Here is a 23,189-nt window from a genome sequence, read left to right on the forward strand (position 1 = left end):
TCAAAAAAATACTATATTTACACTTTCTTATATGTATGAACATACCTACTCACGATTTTACAATTGATCATAACAGCAAACTCCCTCTGCATGTACAGGTTGAGGACCTTTTCCGTAAACTTATCCAAATGGATGTTTATAAAAAAGGGGCTTTATTACCCAAAGAGGTTGATCTTGCCAATCTGTGGGGAGTGTCCAGAAATACCATTCGTCAGGCAACTAACAAGCTTGAAAACGAAGGGTTGATCCTACGTAAAAAAGGGATCGGAACCCGTGTTGCGGAAAAGAAAAGTCTGGTAACAGGTCTGGATCATTGGTACAGTTTTACCAGAGAAATGCATGAAAAAGGAATCCATGTCATCAATCAGCTGCTGAAAACAACTATGGTACAGCCCAATGAAGAAATATGTAATTTCTTTCATTGTGCACCGGATAAAAAAATATTCAAACTTTCAAAGTTAAAAGGGGAAAGCTCGGGAGATCCTATCGTTTATTTTGAAAGCTATTTCCACCCAAGGATCGGGATTGATAAAAATGATGACTTCAATATGCCATTATATAGTATGCTGCAGGAGAATCATGGGGTAATCGTACATCGTTCCCGGGAAAACATAAGTGCCTGCCAGGCAGGTGCTGTAATAGGAAAAAAACTGAAAGTATCTGCTTCTTTTCCCGTATTGAAACGTGAACGTTTTGTATATGACATCAATGGTAAACCTGTAGAATATAATGTAGGGTATTACCGTTCTGATAAGTTTACGTATACCATAGATATTAATAAATCTCCGGGAAGTTAATTCCTTTTTAGCAATCAATATGTTCAAACATTCTAACATATAATTATAAAAACTAAGCTTATGTATAACAGGTATTTTCTTTTGCTTGTATCTTTCCTAATAAGCAATATTGCATATGGTCAGAAAAAAGTGCCCTATTTTGGCAATGTAAAAGCCATTAACGGATACAACCGTGAAATAACAGGTGAAAACATTGATTATTTTTCTGCCTTTCCCGATCATGCCACCCGGGCACTTCTTACCCGTACTACGGATGGCGCTAAAACAATAGAATGGGAAACGGCTCCTGTACCGCAAAAAAATACTGGTCCCTATATATATTTTAACTGGTTGGTCTCACATTCATCGGGAACCAGCGGAGGAAACCGAAATTTTGATCTGTACATCGATGATCAGAAGGCATTAACTCTCACTACCTACCCAGCCAATCAACGTCCGGATTGGATATCCAAAGCTGCTGACAGTACTGCTTTTGTCTTTCATCAAACTAAAGTGGATGGACTGAAGGATTCTTATGGAATTGCCTACTTACGTGTTCCGGCCAGTAAAATAACTCCGGGGAAACCTCTCCGTTTAAAACTGGTAGGACAAGCCCAGAACAGCAGGGACTGGTTTATGACTTATAAATTTACTTTTGAAGAAAAAATAGACGCCGCTTCTACTCCTTTTATCCTGAAAGATGGAAAGCGCCTGATCACTCTTACCACTTTACATTTTGGTCCGGATCAAAAGATAACAGCAACAATAAATGGTAAAGACATCCATTCTTTCACCATGCCAGATGGAATCAAGACATTTGATATCCCGGTTACCTTGTCGCCTGAAGGAGGAGCATTACAATTGGTTGTAACCTCAGGAAAAAAAGAACTTTTCCGGAAAAATATTGAAGCTGGAAAAGTAGTTCCGCGCACGCTCTATTTTATTCATCATTCCCATACTGATGTAGGATATTCTCATCTGCAGGCGGAGGTAGAAAAGATTCATACTCAAAATATCTATGATGCCATCAAAATGGTTGAAGAAACCAAAAACCTTCCGGAAGAAGCCCGTTTCAAATGGAATGTGGAAGCTCTTTGGGATGTGGAAAATTTCATGAAAAATGCAACTACCGAGGATAAAAAATCATTTGTAAAAGCAGTAAAAGAAGGAGGAATCGGTCTTTCTGCCATGTACGGAAATATTTTAACGGGGCTAAGCCAGCCGGAAGAACTCTTCCATTATACAGAATATGCCCAAAAACTTGAAAAAGAATATGGCCTAAAAATCAACAGCGCAATGATGTCTGATGTACCGGGATTTGCCTGGGCATTGGTTCCGGCCTTAACTTCATCTGGAGTAAAATATTTTTCCAGCGGACCTAATTATTTAGGAAAAACGAATCCTTATCTGGGAGATCGTGTAGGGAATTTTGTAAAAAACTGGGGTGATAAACCTGTGTGGTGGCAATCTCCTTCCGGAAAAGAAAAAATATTATTCTGGACTGCCGGAAGAGGATATTCTTCATGGCATGGTGTACATCCGGGAGCTGTATTTGATACCGGACAGAAAAAAATTGCAGAATATCTGAATGATCTTACCCAAAACAATTATCCGTATGATATGGTACAATGGCGTTATAATATTGTAGCAGATAATGGCCCGATAGATCCTTCTGTTTCCAGATTTGTAGATGAATGGAATAAAAAATATACTTCGCCTAAGATCATCTTAAGCACGAATGAAAAAATGTTTGAAGTATTTGAAAAAAAATACGGTGATCAGATTCCGGTAGTAAAAGGTGATATCAGCCCTTATTGGGAAGACGGTGCCATGTCAACTGCGAAAGAAGAAGGCATCAACCGAAACAGCAGCCTGAAATTACAGCAGCTCACCACACTTTATGCTATGCTGAACCCTGCTCAATATAATCATCAGAGTTTTTATGAAGCCTGGAGAAATGTGATTCTGTTTCATGAGCATACATGGGGAGCTTTCAACAGTATTACCGCTCCTGATCTTCCATTTGTGGCAGATCAATGGAAAGTGAAAAGGCAGTTTTCTCTTGATGGAAATTCCCTTGCAGAGAAGCTAGAAAAAGAACTGTTGCAGCCTCTCACGGATCCTTCTTCCAAATCAATTGCTGTTTTCAACACCTCATCATGGATAAGAAGCGGTATGGTCACAATTCCGGAAACGGCTTTTGGGAACGCTGTTCAGGATATCTCTGGAAATAAAATTCCTCTTCAGAAATTACAGGACGGAACGATGGTATTTTTTGCTAAAGATATTCCTGCATTGGGATCTGCGATCTATACTGTCATTAAAAATAAAGCAACAACTCAAAACTCTTTCACAATTACGGATACCGGGATCTCCAATGGAAAAGTTTCTTTGACATGGGATCTTAAAACAGGAAGCATTACCCGATTTACTGATAACAATTCAACAAATTATGCAGGAAACTTCAATGATCAGGGGCTGAACAGTTATTGGTATGTACCGGGATCTGACCCGAAAGAAGCGGTATCAAATGCTGATGTAAAAGTAAAAGTATTGGAAAATGGTCCTGTGATCGCTAAAGTTTCAATTACATCAGAAGCTCCAGGAGTTAAAAAATTAGAAAGAATCATTACGCTGACAGCCGGAAGTGATGAAGTAGCGCTGGAGAATATTGTGGATAAAAACCCTGTCCGTACAAAAGAATCTGTACATTTTGGTTTTCCTTTCAATGCAGATTTTAAAAATATTACGATAGATGCTGGTTATGGAACGATGAAATATCTTAAAGATCAGCTTCCAAGCTCCAATATGGATTACTGGTACAGCCGCCGCTGGGTAGATGCATCTTCCGGACAAAAGGGAATGCAGTGGATGATGCTGGAAACGCCATTGATTGAAGCAGCAGAAATGATTGATGAAAGAATGACTATTGACAACAGCCACAAAAAATGGAAAGATCAGGGAACCCCCGGAACGACAAACTGGTTCAGCTATGCAATGAATAACTACTGGCATACCAATTATAAAGCAGATCAGGAAGGCCCTGTACATTATCATTATACGCTGCGCCCTCATGCTGCTTTTGATGCTGTAGAAAATGAAAAATCAGCAACAGCTTTTACACAGCCTCTTATCGCAATTCCTGTCAAAGATAAATCATCTGTTGCAAAAAGCCTTTTCCGTGTGAACCATGACAATATTGTTGTGACAAGTGTTACTCCACAAGAGGATAAGAGTTTCCTTATCAGACTTTACAACCCTTCTGAAAGTGAGCAGACAACTGCTTTCTTATGGGAACAAATGAAGCCTTCGAAGATTATTGAACTTAAAACCGGAAAAGTATTATCTCCTGACGAAAAGATTAGTTTATCCGGAATGGATGTGATAGAAATCAGAATAGTTCCTTAGTTTTTTGATTTAAATCTTACAGGTTATATTATTTTAAAACATTTAAAACCAAAATCAGATGTCAAAGCCAGTAATTGCTATAGACATGGGTGGAACCAGAATTAAAATAGGAATCATAAAAAGTGATACTATCTTATCTTCTGTATCCATTGATGCCAATTCCGATAAAGGTCTCAGGCAGAGATTGCCTTCCATACAGGAAACTGTGGAAAAAATGCTACATCAGCAGGGACTTTCAACTGCTGATATTGCCGGCTTGGGGATAGCTTCTCCAGGTATTGTGGACAGTATTCAGAAAAAAATTCTTTCTATTGATAAAAAATTTGGAGATGCTCCTGATATTGATCTGAAAGAATGGTGTTTACAATCATTCAACCTTCCTTTTACTATAGAAAATGATGCCCGTTCTGCATTATTGGGAGAATGGAAATATGGAAATGCAAAAAGTTATGAGAATGTTGTTTTAATGACATTAGGAACCGGTGTTGGAAGTGCTGCCATAATGGAAGGACAATTGCTGAAAGGCAAACATTTTACAGCCGGCATATTGGGTGGGCATTCTGTAATTAATTATAAAGGAGATTCCTGCAACTGCGGAAATAAAGGCTGTGTAGAAACTGAAGCTTCCACCTGGAATCTGCCTGCAATGGCAAAATTACATAAAAATTTTACCGAAAGTAAGCTGTCTGCCTCTCCCGTTATTGATTACGAACTTGTTTTCAGACTCGCTGAAGAAGGTGATACCACAGCTTTGCATCTGCGGGATCAAAGTTTACAGGCATGGTCAGCAGCTGCCATTAACCTCATCCATTCCTATGATCCGGAAGTTCTTGTACTAACGGGTGGCATTATGGCCAGCAGTTCACAAATTATTCCTTATATCAAACACTATATAGACACTCACGCCTGGACTCCATGGGGAAAGGTACATATCGAAGAAGGTGCATTTCCAGGTACTGCAGCTTTGCTGGGGATCGCACATCTTGTCAATCTTTAATAAAAAATCAGAATGAAATCAAATTTCAATAAGTTTCCTGTCATCAGAATACAAAACCACACCTGCAAAACAGGTTGGGAAGATATTTACAGAGAAATTAAAAAAAATACGCCTAAAATAATTGCCATTGAATGTTATCCAGGCGTTTTTCTCAAAGAGATCATTAGCTCAGCACAGGAATTCTTAAACCCGGGATTGATCATTGATACTTCAGCAGCAATGAAATCTGAAAATGATATTGCAGCAATGGTACAGGAATATGTTACGGATGATCCTGTGTTCGGTTATATTACTCCGTTAAAACTTGAAGATTATTTTGATACTTCAAAAGTATTGGAAATTCAAGAAAAAATTGATGAGAACAAGGGCTTTACAGTAGTTATAGGGCCAGGAGCCACTTTGATTACCAGCCAACCTGATCTTGCTATTTATGCTGATATGCCGCGATGGGAAATACAGATGCGTTTCCGAAACAATACGGCCTGTAATCTGGGCAGAACTAATTATGCAGATGCTTTTTCTTACCAATACAAACATGCCTATTTTGTAGACTGGCGCGTCTGTGACCATTATAAAAAAAGAATTCTTAAGACTTGTCATTTTGTTTTGGACACCACCATTCCTCATCAGCCTAAAATGATAAGTACTCATGCGCTGTTTGAAGCTCTTCAGCAGACCGTACAACAGCCTTTCAGAGTAGTTCCTTTCTTTGATCCGGGACCATGGGGCGGACAGTGGCTGAAAGAAGTTTGTGATCTGGACAGAAATGCGACCAATTTTGCCTGGGGATTCGATTGTGTCCCGGAAGAAAACAGTTTATTATTGGAGTTTGGAGGTCAGGTTGTGGAAATTCCATCTATCAATCTTGTATTTTTCCAGCCGGATGCTTTGCTTGGAAAAGAGGTCTATGAAGGATTTGGGGACGAGTTTCCTATCCGTTTTGATTTTCTTGATACCATGGAAGGCGGAAATTTAAGCTTACAGGTTCATCCGATGAAAGAATACATCAAAGAAAAGTTCGGAATGTCTTATACTCAGGATGAAAGTTATTATATGCTGGATGCCGGAGATAATGCTTTTGTATATCTTGGACTGAAAGAAAATGTGGATCCCGATCATATGATGAAAGCACTTACTGCGGCTCAAAATGATCATCTCACTTTTGATGCTGAGGAATATGTACAAAAATGGCCCGTCCGCAAACATGATCATGTATCTATACCAGCCGGAACCATACATTGCTCTGGAGCAAATTCTGTAGTACTGGAAATAAGTGCAACCCCTTATATTTTTACATTTAAACTCTGGGATTGGGGAAGAATGGGACTGGATGGTAAGCCAAGACCGATTTCCCTTGACCATAGCAAAAACGTAATACAATGGGACAGAACCACTTCCTGGACTCAACAGCATATCCTCAATCTTACAGAACCGATTGCTGAAGGGGAAGGATGGCGTGAAGAACGTACCGGACTGGATGCATGGTCATTTATTGAAACCCGCAGACATTGGTTTACCCAAAAAGTTCATCATCACACAGAAGGTATTGTGAATGTACTGAATCTTATAGAAGGCCGTGAAGCAATTATTGAGAGTCCGGATAACCATTTTGAGCCTTATATCATTCATTATGCTGAAACCTTTATTGTTCCGGCTCATGTAGGTGCTTATACCATTACTCCTCATGGCGAAAGTGCAGGCAAGGAATGTGCTACGATAAAAGCCAGTGTCCGTACGGAAATGATTGCAGATAAAGTTTTAAAATAAACGGTATGTCAACAAACACCTCTTCAAATATTATTTATAAATCGACTCTGGTAGCTTCTGTGGGCGGTTTATTGTTCGGGTATGATACGGCTGTGATCTCGGGAGCTATCGGCTTTATGAAGGTCTATTACAGCCTTTCTGATGTGATGACCGGATGGGCAGCTTCCTGTGCTTTACTGGGCTGTATCATCGGAGCTCTGTATTCAGGGAAACTTAGTGATCAGGTTGGAAGGAAAAAAGTATTAATGCTTTCTGCCCTATTGTTTACAGTATCTTCTATAGGTACAGCATTGGCTCCTAACCTCTGGATTTTTGTCATATTCCGAATTATTGGAGGTATGGGAATCGGGATTGCTTCTATGCTCTCTCCGATGTATATTTCAGAAATGGCACCTGCAGCAATTCGGGGGCGATTGATATCTATCTTTCAACTGGGAATTGTCACAGGTATTCTTGTTATTTATTTTGTGAATGCTTATATCGCCGGTATCCATGATGAAAGCTGGAATATTTCTACGGGATGGCGCTGGATGTTTGGGTCGGGAATTATTCCGTCAATAATCTTTATTCTGCTACTACTTACTATACCTGAAAGCCCACGCTGGCTGGCAAAACAGAAACGAAACAATGAAGCATTAGCTATTCTTACACAGATCAATGGCTCTAATGCGGCTCAGCAGGAACTGGAATCTATTAATGAATCCCTGAAAGACGAAACTCCCTTTTCTTTTTCCGAGATAAAGGAACCCAAATTAAAACGAGCCCTTGTTATCGGGATTTTACTCGCTGTATTTTCACAGATTACAGGAATCAATGCGATTATGTATTATGCTCCTGAAATTTTCAAATCAACAGGTGTAGGATCTGATTCTGCTTTTATACAGACCATTCTGGTGGGAGTTATCAATCTCATCTTCACTTTTGTTGCCATAAAATATGTAGATCTCTGGGGCCGGAAAAAACTTCTCCTTCTGGGAATTTCCGGGATGGCTATTTGCCTTTTTATCGTCGGTTTTGCCTTCTATACCCAACAGCAGGGATATCTTGTACTCATTGCAATCCTTGGTTATATTGCATGCTTTGCCATGTCTCTAGGGCCTTTGACATTTGTTGTTATTGCTGAAATCTTCCCTACAAAAGCCCGTGCTACGGCAATGTCTGTGGCTACTTTCTTTCTTTGGCTGGCGGTGTTTCTGGTATCTCAAACCTTTCCCGTTCTTATAGGATCTATTGGGAATGCATATACATTCTGGATTTATATGATTGTTGCTATAATCACCTTCTTTTTTATTTGGAAAATGATTCCCGAGACGAAAGGAAAAACGCTGGAAGAGATAGAAAAAACCTGGGAAGAATAAGAACTCGTCTGCCATTTCCACTTCAATAAAAAATCCCATTTTAGAGCCCTATGACCTACTAAAATGGGATTTGTACTATTTACTTATTCTGGATTATCTTCCAAAATCATCCTGCACTCTTACGATATCATCTTCATCAGAAGGATTGGATGCATCCGTGTGCTGCCAGATTTCAGCTACGATTCCCCATCCTGCAAGACCAATAAGTCTGTGTCTTTCTCCCTGCTGAAGTTTTACCTGGTCTTTCGGGCCGTATTCTCCTAATTCTCCTTCTTCATCGGTATTGCTTCTTTTGATTCCTACAGTTCCTTCTACCACCTGCCAGATTTCAGCTCTTCTGTGGTGATACTGCCAGCTTAATCTTGCTTCTGGAGCAACAATAAGAATTTTAGGACTAAGCTTCCCTCCTATTCTCAAATTGTCTACATCAATCCCATCAAAATACTGGTTGGCAAAATCCTGCGCCTGCGTTTCATCAATCACAAAGAAACCTCCCCATGGTCTTGTATCGTCTTTAGCTGCAATAGTAAAACCTTGTGTCTGCAGCATGTTCTCTACTCTATCGAATATTTCTTTTTTTTCTGTACTCATACAGCGATATTTTTAAATTAAAAATTATTTACTTGATTCTTCTTTTGACATTGAATACGGAAAATCTTTTTCCTGTGAACCTCTCTCTTTATTCGGTTTGTTATCCATTTTAAAGTCTAACACAGCGCCTTTCATCAACTCTTTATGACTTAACCAGTTTTTGGAATAAGGCTGTTGGTTTACATTCAGTGATTTTACATATAGATTTTCGGAAGTATTTTCCGGAGCTTTTATTTCAATTTTCTTACCATTTTCAAGATGAATGGTGACTTCTTTAAATAGTGGTGCTCCCAACACATACTGATCTGTTGCCGGTGTTACCGGATAAAACCCAAGTGCTGAGAAAATATACCATGCAGAAGTTTGTCCGTTATCTTCATCTCCACAATATCCATCCGGAGTAGCATGATACAATTTATTCATCACCTGTCTTGCCCAATATTGTGTTTTATAAGGCGATCCTGCATAATTGTACAGATAGATCATGTGCTGAATAGGCTGGTTTCCGTGGGCATACTGACCCATATTCATGATCTGCATCTCTCTGATCTCATGGATAACACCTCCATAATAACTGTCATCAAAAACAGGTGGCAATGAGAATACCTCATCTAATTTAGCTTCAAATTTCTTCTTTCCACCCATCAGTTCTGACAGACCATCGATATCCTGGAAAACAGACCATGTATAATGCCAGCTGTTTCCTTCTGTAAAGGCATCACCCCATTTGAAAGGATTAAAAGGTTTCTGGAAGTTCCCGTCTTTATTTTTACCACGCATTAAGCCTGTTTCCTTGTCAAATACATTTTTGTAATTATAGGCTCTTTTCTTATAAATATCTATTTCTGAAGCGGGTTTTCCTAATGCTTTTCCTAGCTGATAAATAGAAAAATCGTCATAAGCATACTCTAATGTTCTTGCTGCATTTTCATTGATTTTTACATCATAAGGAACATAACCCAATTCATTATAATACTTTACCCCCGCACGACCAACCGCTTCTATAGGACCTTCATTATTAGCTCCGTGTTTTACAGCTTGCCAAAGCGCTTCCGTATCATATCCGCGAAGTCCTTTGATGTAAGCATCTGCTACAACGGATGCAGAATTGTTTCCGATCATAATATCAGAATATCCCGGGCTGCTCCATTCCGGTAAGAATCCGCCTTCTTTGTAAGCATTAGCCAATCCTTCCTGCATTTCTACATTGATGCTTGGGTAAACAAGGTTCAGGAAAGGATACAAAGCACGGAAAGTATCCCAGAATCCGGTTCCGGCAAACATTTTTCCGTCTGCAATTTTACCGTTATAAGGACTCCAGTGCTTTATTGTATTCTGAGCATCCACTTCATATAGTTTCTGTGGGAAGAATAAAGTTCTGTATAAAGAGGAGTAAAAGGTTCTCATCTGCTGATCTGTTCCTCCTTTTACGTCTATTTTGCCTAATGTTTTGTTCCAGATATTTTTAGCATCGGTTTTTACCTGTTCAAAATTTTTGGTTCCGATTTCTCTTTTCAGATTCAGTTCTGCCTGTTCAAAACTGATGAATGAAGAGGCTACTTTTGCATAAACCGTTTCTTTATTTTTAAGCTTAAAACCTACGACAGCTCCTGTATGATCGCTGGTAATTTCTAATTGGTCATTAACCAGTTTATCGTCTTTCCAGGTTTTTGTCAGTTCAAAATCTTTATCAAACTGAACGACAAAATAGTTTTTAAAATTATCATATTTCCCGGTAGAATATTTTGTGGTATACCCAATAATTTTTCTTTCTTTCGGTAAAATTTTGATGTAAGAACCTTTGTTCAAAGCATCTACAACGACATAAGCACTGTCTGTTTTAGGAAAATCAAATTTAAAATAAGAAGCTCTTTCTGTAGGGGTAAATTCTGTAGTTACATTGATGTCTGCAAGATATACACTGTAGAAATAAGGCGTGGTAACCTCAGCTTTGTGGCTGAACCAGCTCGCTCTGTCATCTTCTTTGAATTTTACTTTTCCTACTCCCGGCATGATGGCAAATGCGCCATAATCATTCATCCAGGGAGAAGGCTGGTGGGTCTGTTTAAATCCTTTTATTTTATCTGCATCGTAACTGTATGCCCATCCGTCACCCATCTTACCAGTCTGTGGTGTCCAGATATTCATTCCCCAGGGAAGTCCGACTGCCGGATAGGTATTACCGTTGGATAAGGAAGGCTTGGATTGCGTTCCCATCAAAGGATTCACATAATCTACGGGAGATATGTTCTGACCCAGGGCCCATGCCTGTAACAGCAGTAAGCAAGTAGAAAATATAAACTTCATTGTATCGTTTTCGTTTGTTAATTTATATAAGCTTTTTTAATGCATAGCTGGCAGCTCCCAGAATGGCTGCATCTTCAAATATGGCAGAAATTTTAACCTGCAAGTTAATATTATTCTTTGTTACATTCTGAATAAATCTTTGCTCAAAGTAAGGGTATGCCTTCGCAATATTACCTCCTATAACTAAAACTTCCGGTTTGTAATGGTCTACATATTTCACGATAAATTCAGAGAATGAATCTGCATATTCATCAAATATTTGGGTTTGTATTTCCGCTGGTTTATCCAACAAATCTTTAGTCCCTGAAATTTCTTCTCCGGTCAATTCTTTATACCGATTCACAAACCATCGAGTCGCCAGATAATCTTCACAGATAGAGTCTCTAAAAGGAGAATCCCATAAGTCTTCATCCGTAGCAAACTCCCCGTTGAAGAAGGTAGTTCCCAATCCTGTACCGAGCGTCACACCAAAAATTTTGTTGAATCCCTGAGCACATCCTCCGAATACCTCTCCTTCCATAAAGGCAGCCGCATCATTTACAAAATGAATCTGCTCCTGAGAAACAGACAGCCTTTTTGCCAGCTCTTCTTTGATATTCACCTGATAGATATCGATAAATTTTCCCTGCTGCATCAGTGATATTCCATTTTCATAATCGAAAGGCCCCGGCATTGCAATCCCAATTAAAAGGTCTTCTTTTACCAGATCATGCGCCACTTTATGTATGGCTGAAACCCATGCGGAGAAAATAATTTCTTTGTTTTCAAAAGCATCTACATGTTCTCTTACATAGGTGGATGAAATGATTTCACGTTTTTCCGGATCTACCTGAGCCAGCGTGATGTGTGATCCTCCGATATCTATTCCTACTATATTCTGCATTATTTATTATTTTAAATTCAAACATCCCTGTGACTGAAAAAACAGACAAACAGGAGTACACCACCTGTCTGTCTGCTTTATATTTCAGACTTTATATTATTAATCCTGATAACTATTTCATTATCTGAATCTTATTTTACGATTACTTTACCAGTGGATAGTACTTTACTGTTTGTGGATGTAATTTTGTAAATATAGGTACCACTGATTAAATCCTGTGTATTGACTGCGTTATTATTTTGATTAATGCTCTGTTTTTTGAACAATTTTCCTGAAGCATCATACAATGCCACTTCACTTGCTGAGCTGTCACTGATAACGAAATGAATATCAGTTCCTCTTTTCACAGGGTTTGGATAGACTGCGCTGTTCTCCTTCACAGATTCAACATCTTTCACTGCAAGATTAGAAGCACAGGCAACATCTGTTTTCCAGTTAGCGTCTGTCATATTGATCAGGGTTGCAAAATGGGTATTTGTAGTAGCATCCAAAGCACCATTACCATTACCTTCATCCATTTTCCAGTTGGCTTCAAGTCCTGTGGAATTGGCTGGAATATTACAGTTGTTACTCAATATTTCCTGAGGAGTTAATGCTTTTTTCCAGACTCTGAATTCATCCAGGAATCCATTGATCGTACGGGAATTATCATAATTTCTACCTAGATACAAAATGCCGTTGGCATTGAAATTACCCGTTACTGCTGAACTTGCATCCAGATTTCCATTGACATAAATTTTCATGGCTGCACCGTCATAAGTGGCTGCAATATGATACCATGTATTGGTATTAAATGCGGTATTACTGTTAAGCTTCACCTGAGATGAACCGAAACTCAAAATAAACTGAAGTTTGTTATTGGCCAGGTTTCCATCCCCGAATCTAAGCATTGCTGAGTTATTATCTCCCACTTCAATACCCATTACTGATGAAATATAAGGGAATCCTGTTTTGAAAGCATTTACTTTTACCCATCCTTCGAATGTCATCGCATTTCCGCTCAGGTTAAATTGGCCAGCATTCAGATAGTGAGTACTTCCGTTGAAAGAGAGAGATCTTGCACCAGGACTTGTAACAGGAGCAAAACCGCTGTTGAATGATCCTTCTCCTGAATAAATACTTGTACTTCCTCCCGCACATCCTGCCTGCACTTTCCATACATAGTTTGTATTAGGTGTCAGGTTTTGTAATGAATAGGAATTGGTCGTAATATTCGGAATTTCAGACCATGTTGTAGCGGCTGTTGTTTTATATTGCAGTGTATATGAAGTTGCATTTCCTGCATCCCATGACAGCTGAGCAGTATTACCAAGGAAACTTCCGGAAGTTAATCCTGATGGCGTAGTGCAGCCACTTCCGGAGTTAAACCTTGGTGCAAAAATATAAGTACTTGTTAATGTCGGTGAGCAGTTGGACTGTATTCTCCAGTCGTAGTATGTATTCAGCGTAAGATTATTGATTACAATATTATTTCCTGAATAATTATTGGCCGCGTTTGTCCATACCGTTGAATTGGCTGGTTTGTAATCAATTTTGTAAGACTGAGAAGCGTTGGAAGTCCAGTTCAGTTTTGCTGAAGTTCCTGTCACATTGGAAACATCCAGTCCCAATGGCGGATCACAGGTTTGTCCCTGAGACCATGAATATAACTGACCGCTTAGGAGCGTATTTTCGTTGTAAAGAATATTGGATCCGGTACTCAGATAACTGGCAACATTTGTTCCTCCCAGATCATACCACATGAACACACCGTATTGGTCATTTTTTGTGCTGGTCGCTAAATTAGCAAGTGTTGTAGCGGATGTAGATCCTGAATTAGAATTAAGAATCCAGGTCGCCGCAGCTGAGATTTTGGATTTATTAAGAGGAGGAACTACAGGAGCATTGTATGTACTGTACATTGCATTCCAGGTGTAATCGATATAATTTCCAGCCAGATCCCCGTTATAAGTCTGTCTTGTGGTAGCCGGACCATAATAATAGAATGTAATCAGTTTATCCGGCATTGCTGCTTTCAATTCCTGCAAAAGCATTACAAAAGAGCTGTTATTGGGCTGCCCTGTTCCGTTATTTCCGTAGCCTGCATATTCATCATCAAGGTCTACTCCATCCAATCCGTAAGTATAAACAGTGTGAGCTACCTGCAAAGCGAAATCTTTTGCTGCTTCACGGTTAGGAAAATTAGAAATTCCGGCTCCCTGGTGGTTTCCAAGAAGATCCAGAAGTACTTTTATTCCTTTTTGCTGTAAAGGTTTTACATAGGTATTGACATCATTCAGAACTTTAGTAACGTTATTATTGTTTGAGATATAAGCTCTGTTTTTGGAAACATCATAATTGATATTCGCAGCAAAGATAATGGCAACATCAAAAAGCTGTCTGTTGGTGTTCTGCAATGTATAAGAACCAGCATTCAGCATATTATTGTTGTTCACTTCCACATAGCAGACTCCCAAAGGATCAAGCTGCTGTGCTTTGAGCAACGGAGCTGTCTGAAGCATCAGGGCCATCAAGGGAATAAAAAAGGATTTTTTTCTCATAGTATATTAATTTTGTAGTAGAAAAATCATTGGGCCGAAGCCCAATGACTGAATTTATTATTTTACAATCAGTTTTTCGGATTGTTTTAAACTTCCATCATGGGATTCAAACTGAACGATATAGCTTCCTGCTGAAAGTCTTGTCAATTCAATTTGATTATCTCCTGAGTTCAGTGATTTTGTGTCTACGATTCTTCCATTAAAATCATAAACTGTCAATTTTCCTTTACTGTATTCATCCGGAACAGAAACTGTAAGTGGTGAAGATTTGCTTACCGGATTAGGATATAGTTTTATTTGATTCTTAATGTTGGTCTGTCCTGCGCTTACTGCCTTTTGACTCGCGCCATTTCTTGCCAATAGTGAACTTCCTGTTGTACATGGCAGATCTGTTCCCCAATTAGAAGCATCAACCCCTGTCAATGTTAAGGTCACACCATTTCCTGAAGTATCCTGAACAGTAGAACCACTGCCTTCGTTAAACTTCCAATAAGCCGCCAATGATGTAGCTGGAACAGATACATTACACATATTCTGACTGATCTCCGTTTGATTCAATGCACGTTTCCAAACTCTTACTTCGTCTATTTTGCCGTTGAAATTTCGGGAAGTATTGTATAGATATCCTACGTTGAACGCTCCGGATGAATTTACACTTCCGGTTTGTGCCTTAGTTGCATTCAGAACACCATTGATATAGAGTTTCATATTGGCACCGTCATAGGTTACTGCGACATGATACCAGGTATTGGCATTCAAAGCGGTTGCAGAAGCCAGTTTTTGCTGTACATTATTAATACTTACTACAAACTGAAGCTTATTGTTGGCAAGGCTTGCATCTCCCAATCGTAAGAATGCAGAATTGCTGTCGCTTATTTCCGTTCCCATAATAGAAGAAATATAAGGAGAAGCGGATTTAAAGGAAGAAGGTTTGATCCAGCCTTCAAAAGATAATGCTGAGCCACTTAAATTCATACTTCCGGCAGCTCCAGATTCAGTACTTCCATCCAGAGATAATGCATAAGAACCTGTAGGCGTTGTCCCAGAGGTACTGGTAAATCTTGGAGCAAACATATAAGCACTTTTCACACTACAGTTTGTTCTGATTCTCCAGTCATATTCGGTATTGGCTGTTAAACCTGAAACCGTTACAGAAGTAGAGTTGGTTGCTGATACCGCATTCGTCCAGGTTGTTGAAGAAGCTGGTTTATAATCAATATCATAGGTATTGGTTCCTACGGCTGACCAGTTGAGCTTTGCACTTGTACCGGTAAGATTGCTCGTATACAGTCCGATAGGTGCATCACAGTTTGTGCCTTGTGTCCATGACTGTAAAGTACCACTTAAAACAGTCGGCTCTCCGTATAATGTTTGAGTTCCTGCTGAAAGCTGTGACGTTTCATTGGTTCCATGCAGATCATACCACATAAATACTCCATAACCTCCATTTTTAGTTTGGGTAGCCAGGCTGGTTGTCGTAGAATTGGAAGTATTTCCCATCCATACGGCTGCAGGAGAGATTTGTGCTTTGGTAAGAGGTGGAACATTGGGAGCGGAGAATGTACCATACATTGCATTCCAGCTGTAATTAACATTATCTCCAACTCTGGCTCCGTTCCAGGAAAGTCTTGAAGCAGCGGGACCATAATAATAGAATGAAATGATTTTACCCGGAAGCAATGCTCTAAGCTCCTGAACAAGCATTACAAAAGAGCTGTCGTTAGGCTGACCTGTTCCGTTATTTCCATATTCTGAATATTCATCATCAAAATCAATTCCATCAAGACCGTAGGTATTCACTGTATTGGCAAGCTGTAGAGCAAAGTCTTTGGCTGCTTCACGGGTAGGAAAATTACAGATTCCTGCTCCCTGGTGGTTTCCTAAAATAGTGAGTACTACTTTCATTCCTTTTTGCTGAAGTGGCTTTATATAAGTATCCGCATTGGTAAGCACTTTCGTGACATTATTATTGGAATACAGATAAGCTCTTCCACGGCTGGTATCATAATTAATATTAGCCGCAAAAATATTCACCACATTGAACAGATAGCTGTTCGATGTCTGCAGTTTATACGCTCCTGCATTCAGGAGGTTGTTGTTGTTCACTTCCACATAGCAAATTCCTGTAGGATTAAGCTGCTGTGCGTTAATCAGAGAACCTGACTGAAGCATCACTGCCATCAGTGCGGTAAGGATGGATTTTTTTTTCATTGTATAATCTTTTTAAGGTGTTTTTGGTGTCTGAAATTTTATATAGCTTTCCCCAGATACCTTCTTTTCAGGAAAGTACCTCAGATGAATAAACCATATAAAAAGGAGGGCTATGTCAGTAGCTCAGGGTTTTCGTTAAAGGTTTTCCATAACAATTCACCGAATAGCGTATTTGCCCATGCAAACCATTCTCTGGTGAATTTTTTGGCATCGTCTTTATGGAAGGATTCATGCATAAAGCCTGTCCCGCCGTGCGTTTTCTGTAGGGTATCGATACACCATCTGATCTCACTTTTGTCATTCGTAGTGAGTGCTTTCATAATGATACTCATTGGCCAGATCATGTCTAGTCCGATATGTGGACCTCCTATCCCTTCTGCCAGTTTACCTTTGAAGAAGAACGGATTGTTTTCTGACCACACAAATTTTCTTGTATTCAAATAAACAGGGTCGTCAGCTTTCACCGCATCCAGATAAGGCAGTCCTAACAAACTTGGACAGTTCGCATCATCCATCAGGTTGTAACTCCCGAAGCCATTCACTTCAAAAGCATAGATTTTTCCAAATTCAGGATGATTGTAAATTCCGTATTTTTTGATGGCTGCCTCTACCTCATCAGCAAGGCTGTTCAGCTGTTGAGCCAACGTTTTTTCATTTTTAATCTGAGAAACCATTTCTGCTGCCTGACGTAAGCTTACTACTGCAAATAAGTTAGACGGAATCAGGAATCCATAAATAGTTGCGTCATCACTTGGACGGAACATAGAACTGATAAGACCTACAGGTTTTGTTGGATAACCATATCCACCCATAGGAACTCCATCTGTAGCCCACGCTGTTGTACGCTCGAATTTGTAAGGTCCCAGATCATTTTTTCTCTGCTGTTCTGTGAAAGTCTGCAGGGTAAGTTTAATTCCTTTCAGCCAGTTGGCATCGAAAGGTTTTGTGTCTCCTGTTGTTTTCCAGAAGTGGTAAGCCAGACGGATAGGATAGCAAAGCGAGTCAATTTCCCATTTTCTTTCATGGGTTCCCGGCTTCATATCGGTATGGTCATATTCTTTCCATTTGCTGATCTTCTGGTCATCGTTATAGAAAGCGTTCGCATAAGGATCTTTCAGAATAAAAGTAGTCTGTTTGTGGATTACTCCTGAGATCAGTTTGTGCAGCTTTTCATCTTTTTTGGAGAACTGCAGGTAAGGAAATACCTGTGCAGAACTGTCACGAAGCCACATCGCATCAATATCTCCTGTGATGACGTAAGTATCCGGCGTTCCGTTGGTTTCACTATAGAAAACAGTAGTATCTAATGTATTCGGAAAGCTGTTTTCAAAGAGCCAGCTGAGTTCTTTGTTTTTAACTTTCTTTTTAAAAGCAGCGATAGCATTTTCTACGGATTCGCTGGTAAAATGTCTTTTCTCTTTAGGAACACGGACAACAGGAAAATCATCCAGCACTAAATTTTTAGCAAAAACATTCTGAGTAAACAGCAATCCGGCTCCTGCCAGTGCACTTGTTTTAATAAAATTTCTCCTTTCCATTGATACTTTTGTTTCGTTTATTTTTATGAGTCTTATTTTACCGGCTTGCTTCCCATTACAAATCTCAGTTCGCCACCGTTCATAATATCGCTGTGATTCAGCTCCCAGCTTTTGTATTCTTTTCCGTTCAGGAACATCTTCTGAACATAAATATTTTTATCAGAAATTTTGTCTGCGATCACCGTGAACGTTTTTCCATTCTCTAATTTTAAAGAAGCTTTCGGGAATTGTGGTGCTCCAATGGCATAAACAGGTTTCCCCGGTGTCACAGGATAGAATCCTAATGAAGAGAAAATATACCATGCGGACATTTGACCACAGTCTTCGTTATTTACAATTCCGTCCGGTTTTGCCGCGTACATATTGTCACGGATATATTTTACCATTTTCTGAGTCTTGTAAGGGCTTCCCGCATAATTGTACAGATATGTAACATGATGTCCTGGCTCATCACCAAATCCTAGAGATCCGATGAATCCTGAAATATCAACATGCTGCTCCCCTTCCATATGCAGCGCTTCTGTAAAGGTTTTATCCAGTTTTTCTTCAAATCCTTTTTTCCCGCCATACAGATTCATCATTTCATCAATCTGATGTGGAACAAAGAAATCATACGCCCAGATATTTCCGGAAACCCAGTGTGGCTGGAGTTTTTTCCAATCATTAAGCTTGAAATCCGCTAAGAATTTCCCGTCTTTTTGTCTTGGCCAGAAGTGATTATTTTCTTTATTGAAGGTATTCAGGAAGTTCATAGAACGTTTTTTATACACTTCTGCTTCCTCTTTCTTCCCTAATTTTTCTGCAAGCTGCTGGATACACCAGTCATCATATGAATATTCTAATGTTGCAGAAACTGAAGCACCGTTTTCTGATGGTGTATAGCCTAACTTGATATAATCATTAAGACCACCGCCTCCGTCGCTGCTGCTCATTTTATCTGTTAAAGAAGCATCTTTCATTGCTGCAAATGCCTTTTCTCCATCAATACCCGGAACGCCTTTGGAAATGGCATCCCAGATTACTGATGCACTGTGATAACCCAACATACAGAAGTTATCATATCCGCACAATTCCCAGATTGGCATGTGATCTTTACGATCTGTATACCTGCTGATCAACGAGTTAGCAAATTCTTTCGTATGTTTCTGATCCATAATGGTCAAAAGCGGGTGCGTTGCTCTGAATCCGTCCCAGTATGAATAGGTACTGTAGTTCGTGAACCATTTGGTATTCATGTTTTCCTGAGCGGCAACATAATCTCCATTAACGTCCATATAAAGGTTAGGTGCAATGAATGTATGATAAACGCCTGTGTAGAAAATTTTTCTCTGACTTTCTGTTCCTCCTGTCACCTGGAATCTTCCGATAAGATCTCTCCAAGTCTTTTGGGCCGTTTCTTTCGCTTTTGCAAAGTCAATATTTTTTGCTTCAGTATCGAAATTTTCCTGTGCGTTTTCCGTACTCACTGGAGATAAAGATACCTTTACTTCGATGCTTTCCTGGTCTTCTGTGGAGAATCTTACAAAGGCTTTAGCATCCTTGGCAAGGGCAATTTTTTCATCATTTTTGATTTTTCCGTCAGCATATACGCCGTAAGACTTAAACGGTTTGGAAAACTCCATGACGAAGTAAGCAAATCGTTTACCTCCCCAGCCATTGCTGTAACAGTACCCTTTGATTTTATTATTGCCTTCCACACTCACTAAAGTATGGTAGATATTTCCGAAGATTTTATTGGTAGGATCAATAATGATATTGGATTCATCGCTTTTCGGGAAAGTATATTTATGAAATCCTACTCTTGGAGAAGCAGTCAATTCAGCTTTTATTCCATAGCTGTCCAGCATTACGGAATAATATCCCGGAGACGCCACTTCTTTATCGTGTGTGAATTTTGAACGATACCCTGTTTCCGGTTTATCTTCTGATCCCGGGACCATTTTCACTTGTCCTACCGTTGGCATTACCAGAATATCTCCAAGGTCTGCCCAACCTGTTCCGCTAAGATGGTTATGGCTGAATCCCATGATCGTCTTACTGCTGTAGTGGTATCCTGAACACCAGTCCCAGTCGCCGCTTTTAGTATTCTGATCCGGACTTAGCTGTATCATCCCGAATGGCGTAGTTGCCCCCGGAAATGTATGGCCGTGCCCTCCTGTTCCTATGAAAGGATCTACCCAGGATAAGACATCGTTTTTATTTTGCTGGGCATTTGCTACAGAAATCAGGGCTGTAAAAAAGCAGATAAGCAGTTCTTTTTTCATGATAAGAGAGGTATCGGAGATTTTTTTGTTTAAAAGTTGGTTTAAAAATAGGAAAACCATTATAAAATTCCCAAAAAAAGGGAAAATTAAGATGATTAACCTATTTTCCTAAAAACTTTATATTACTAATTAGATTGAATTCTTTTTCATAAAATCAATAATTTCTGAGATATATCCAAAGGCAATAGCAACCACGGTATCAGCGGCACCGTAATACACTGTTACTTTATCTCCTTCCGTCAATGCTGCACAAGGGAAGACCACGTTCGGCACATCTCCTGTCAGTTCATACAATTCTGCCGGAGCCAGTAGATAAGGCTTCGTTCTGTACAATACTTTTGTAGGGTCTTCAAGGTCCAGCAAAGCCGCTCCCATTGAATATCTGAATCCTCTGCAGGTATTGATCACGCCATGATAGAAAAGCAGCCATCCTTCTTCTGTTTTGATAGGAACGGGTCCGCCTCCGATCTTTGTACACTGCCATGCACTGTCTTCGAAAGGTGTTACTTTCATCACGCAGCGGTGTTCTCCCCAGTACTTCATATCAGGGCTATAGCTGATATAAATGTCTCCGAAAGGAGTATGTCCGTTATCACTCGGACGGCTCAACATCGCATATTTACCATTGATTTTTTCAGGGAACAAAACGCCGTTTCTATTGAATGGAAGAAAGGCATTTTCACACTGGAAAAATTCTTTAAAATCAAAAGTATATCCAATTCCAATGGTAGGACCATTGTATCCGTTGCACCATGTAATCCAGTAGCGGTCTTCTATAAAAGTGACACGGGGATCGTATTTGTAATCGGATTCAATCATGTCTGTATTTCCTGCCTGCATTTCAATAGGGTCATGATTGATGTCCCAATTGATTCCATCTTTACTGAAACCAGCAAAAATATTCATCTGCACTGCTTTGTTATCACAACGGAATACTCCAGCGAAGCCATCTTCAAAAGGAATTACTGCACTGTTGAATATACTGTTGGATGTTGGTATCGCATATCTGTTAATGATCGGGTTTTCGGAAAACCTCCACATGATATCATTGCAATCTTCCGGGCGATCCTGCCATGGGATCATTACTGATTGAGCTGTCATAAAGTATTTTTTACTTTTTATTTAAAATTGTTTATTAATTGATTTCTTGTTCTTTCTGATTTTCCGGATAAGGGAAAGGAACGAATAAGGTGACTAAAAATGCAGGAATGGTAGCAATCAGCACCCAGATAAAGAACATTTTATATCCGATCCAGTCACTGATCATCCCGCTGAACATTCCGGGAATCATCACTCCAAGGTTCATAATGCCTGTGGCAAATGCATAGTGCGCAGTTTTATGTTTTCCAGGTGCAATCTGCTGCATCATGTAGAGCATTAACCCTACAAAACCAAATCCATAACCGAAATATTCCACTACCACTGCAATTCCTACAGGCAAAAGGGTATCCGGCTGATAGTGAGCCAATAATGCATAGACCACAAATGGGATATTGAATGCACAGCATAGCCATATTAAAGATCTTTTCAGTCCGCGGGCTGAGATAAAATATCCTGCCAGTACAGATCCTAAAATGAATGCTGCAGAACCATATGTTCCATAGATAAGTCCGATATCCGAAGTGGATAGTCCCAATCCTCCTGAAGTTCTTGGAGCTTTAAAAAATAATGGCGCAATTTTGATCGCAAATCCTTCTGCAAAACGATACAAAATAATGAACAGGATACACCATAAAATCTTCTTTTTGGTGAAGAAAGAGGTAATAACTTCCAACAGTTCTTTACGAACATTTCCGGCTGTTTTCTCTTTTTTCAGTTCTTCTTTATTTTCTTTCGGCAGAATGAAATAGTGATAAATAGCCAATAGAAAAAACAGCAATGCGTAGATCACCATAATAATCATCCAGGCATGAGTAACTCCTTTTGTCTTTTCTAAAAAGCCAGCAAAATAAACCAATGCCCCACTGCTGATAATCTTAGCCAGATTGTAAAAAGCGCCCTGCCATCCGATATATTTCGCCTGCTCTTTATTGGTAAGAAAACCGATATAAGTTCCATCTGCTACCACATCATGGGTTGCTCCACAAAATGCAATTACTGCAAAAAGGGCGATACTGTATTTGAAAAAATCATGCATTGGCAGGCTTAAGGCCAATAATGCAAACAGAATTCCTATGGCAAACTGAGTAAAAACAACAAAGAATTTTTTTGTTTTATAGATCTCCAGGAACGGGCTCCAAAGAGGCTTTAAAGTCCAGGAGAATAGAATAAGGGCTGTCCAGAATGTAATCTGCGAATCCGAAACACCCATATCTTTATACATAATTCCTGAAACCGCATTAATGGTTACAAAGGGAACACCCATTGCAAAGTATAATGTGGAAATCCAGAGAATTGGCTGAATCCGACGGGTTCCGGAGTTGTTTTTTCCCATATTTGAAAATAAGATTCTAAATAAAAGAGAACATCTCAAAAGTTCATTCAGGCTAAAAACGAAACTATAATTTTTTTAGAGATTTACTCTCCTGCCTCAATGAATGACCAGATAA

General features: G+C 39.5%; 14 protein-coding genes. 5 read left to right on the top strand and 9 right to left on the bottom strand.

The genetic code is table 11. From position 1 onward, the window contains the following. The first annotated feature begins 35 nt into the window (after nt 1–35). Genes GFU89_RS12330 through GFU89_RS12350 form a run of 5 tightly spaced genes read left to right on the top strand, consistent with a single transcriptional unit; the run spans nt 36 to nt 8,306 of the window. Entirely contained in the window at nt 36–797 is a 762-nt protein-coding gene (locus GFU89_RS12330; RefSeq protein ID WP_318847407.1) for a GntR family transcriptional regulator, read from the top strand. Nucleotides 798–857: 60 nt separating this feature from the next. After that, nucleotides 858–4,184 (top strand): glycoside hydrolase family 38 C-terminal domain-containing protein, encoded by a 3,327-nt coding sequence (locus tag GFU89_RS12335; protein ID WP_318847408.1) that lies wholly within the window; start codon nt 858–860, stop codon nt 4,182–4,184. Between the two features lie 58 nt (nt 4,185–4,242). Continuing rightward, nucleotides 4,243–5,181, top strand: coding sequence for an ROK family protein (locus GFU89_RS12340; RefSeq protein WP_318847409.1), 939 nt, complete (start codon nt 4,243–4,245; stop codon nt 5,179–5,181). Nucleotides 5,182–5,193: 12 nt separating this feature from the next. Continuing rightward, entirely contained in the window at nt 5,194–6,948 is a 1,755-nt protein-coding gene (locus GFU89_RS12345) for a class I mannose-6-phosphate isomerase (RefSeq protein WP_318847410.1), read from the top strand. 5 nt (nt 6,949–6,953) lie between these two features. Continuing rightward, nucleotides 6,954–8,306 carry a sugar porter family MFS transporter gene (locus tag GFU89_RS12350; RefSeq protein ID WP_318847411.1) on the top strand — a complete coding sequence of 451 codons (1,353 nt, stop codon included), beginning with the start codon at nt 6,954–6,956 and terminating at the stop codon, nt 8,304–8,306. Nucleotides 8,307–8,399: 93 nt separating this feature from the next. Here GFU89_RS12350 and GFU89_RS12355 read toward each other — a convergent pair whose 3' ends face one another. From GFU89_RS12355 to GFU89_RS12395, 9 genes are all read right to left on the bottom strand, one after another. Beyond that, entirely contained in the window at nt 8,400–8,897 is a 498-nt protein-coding gene (locus tag GFU89_RS12355; protein ID WP_149834060.1) for a phosphoheptose isomerase, read from the bottom strand. A 24-nt stretch (nt 8,898–8,921) separates the two neighbouring features. After that, complete coding sequence (locus GFU89_RS12360; RefSeq protein WP_318847412.1) at nt 8,922–11,204, bottom strand: GH92 family glycosyl hydrolase; 2,283 nt, start codon at nt 11,202–11,204, stop codon at nt 8,922–8,924. A gap of 22 nt (nt 11,205–11,226) precedes the next feature. Further along, nucleotides 11,227–12,087: an ROK family protein gene (locus tag GFU89_RS12365; RefSeq protein ID WP_318847413.1), complete on the bottom strand. Its 861-nt coding sequence runs from the start codon at nt 12,085–12,087 to the stop codon at nt 11,227–11,229. A 131-nt stretch (nt 12,088–12,218) separates the two neighbouring features. Beyond that, a complete protein-coding gene (locus tag GFU89_RS12370; protein ID WP_318847414.1) occupies nt 12,219–14,627 on the bottom strand; it encodes an endo-beta-N-acetylglucosaminidase H in 2,409 nt (802 codons plus the stop codon). A gap of 57 nt (nt 14,628–14,684) precedes the next feature. Continuing rightward, nucleotides 14,685–16,838 (bottom strand): endo-beta-N-acetylglucosaminidase H, encoded by a 2,154-nt coding sequence (locus GFU89_RS12375; protein WP_318847415.1) that lies wholly within the window; start codon nt 16,836–16,838, stop codon nt 14,685–14,687. A gap of 110 nt (nt 16,839–16,948) precedes the next feature. Beyond that, the gene (locus GFU89_RS12380) at nt 16,949–18,376 is read right to left on the bottom strand and encodes a glycoside hydrolase family 125 protein (RefSeq protein WP_318847416.1); all 1,428 of its coding nucleotides are present in this window, start codon (nt 18,374–18,376) and stop codon (nt 16,949–16,951) included. Between the two features lie 32 nt (nt 18,377–18,408). Then, nucleotides 18,409–20,640: a GH92 family glycosyl hydrolase gene (locus tag GFU89_RS12385; protein ID WP_318847417.1), complete on the bottom strand. Its 2,232-nt coding sequence runs from the start codon at nt 20,638–20,640 to the stop codon at nt 18,409–18,411. 129 nt (nt 20,641–20,769) lie between these two features. Continuing rightward, on the bottom strand, nt 20,770–21,741 hold the full coding sequence (locus GFU89_RS12390) for a glycoside hydrolase family 130 protein (protein ID WP_129038662.1): 972 nt from the start codon (nt 21,739–21,741) through the stop codon (nt 20,770–20,772). Between the two features lie 34 nt (nt 21,742–21,775). Further along, on the bottom strand, nt 21,776–23,074 hold the full coding sequence (locus tag GFU89_RS12395) for an MFS transporter (RefSeq protein ID WP_318847418.1): 1,299 nt from the start codon (nt 23,072–23,074) through the stop codon (nt 21,776–21,778). Nucleotides 23,075–23,189 lie beyond the last annotated feature (115 nt).

Origin of the sequence: Chryseobacterium sp. JV558, from assembly GCF_033712365.1 — a bacterium.
GTDB lineage: Bacteria > Bacteroidota > Bacteroidia > Flavobacteriales > Weeksellaceae > Chryseobacterium.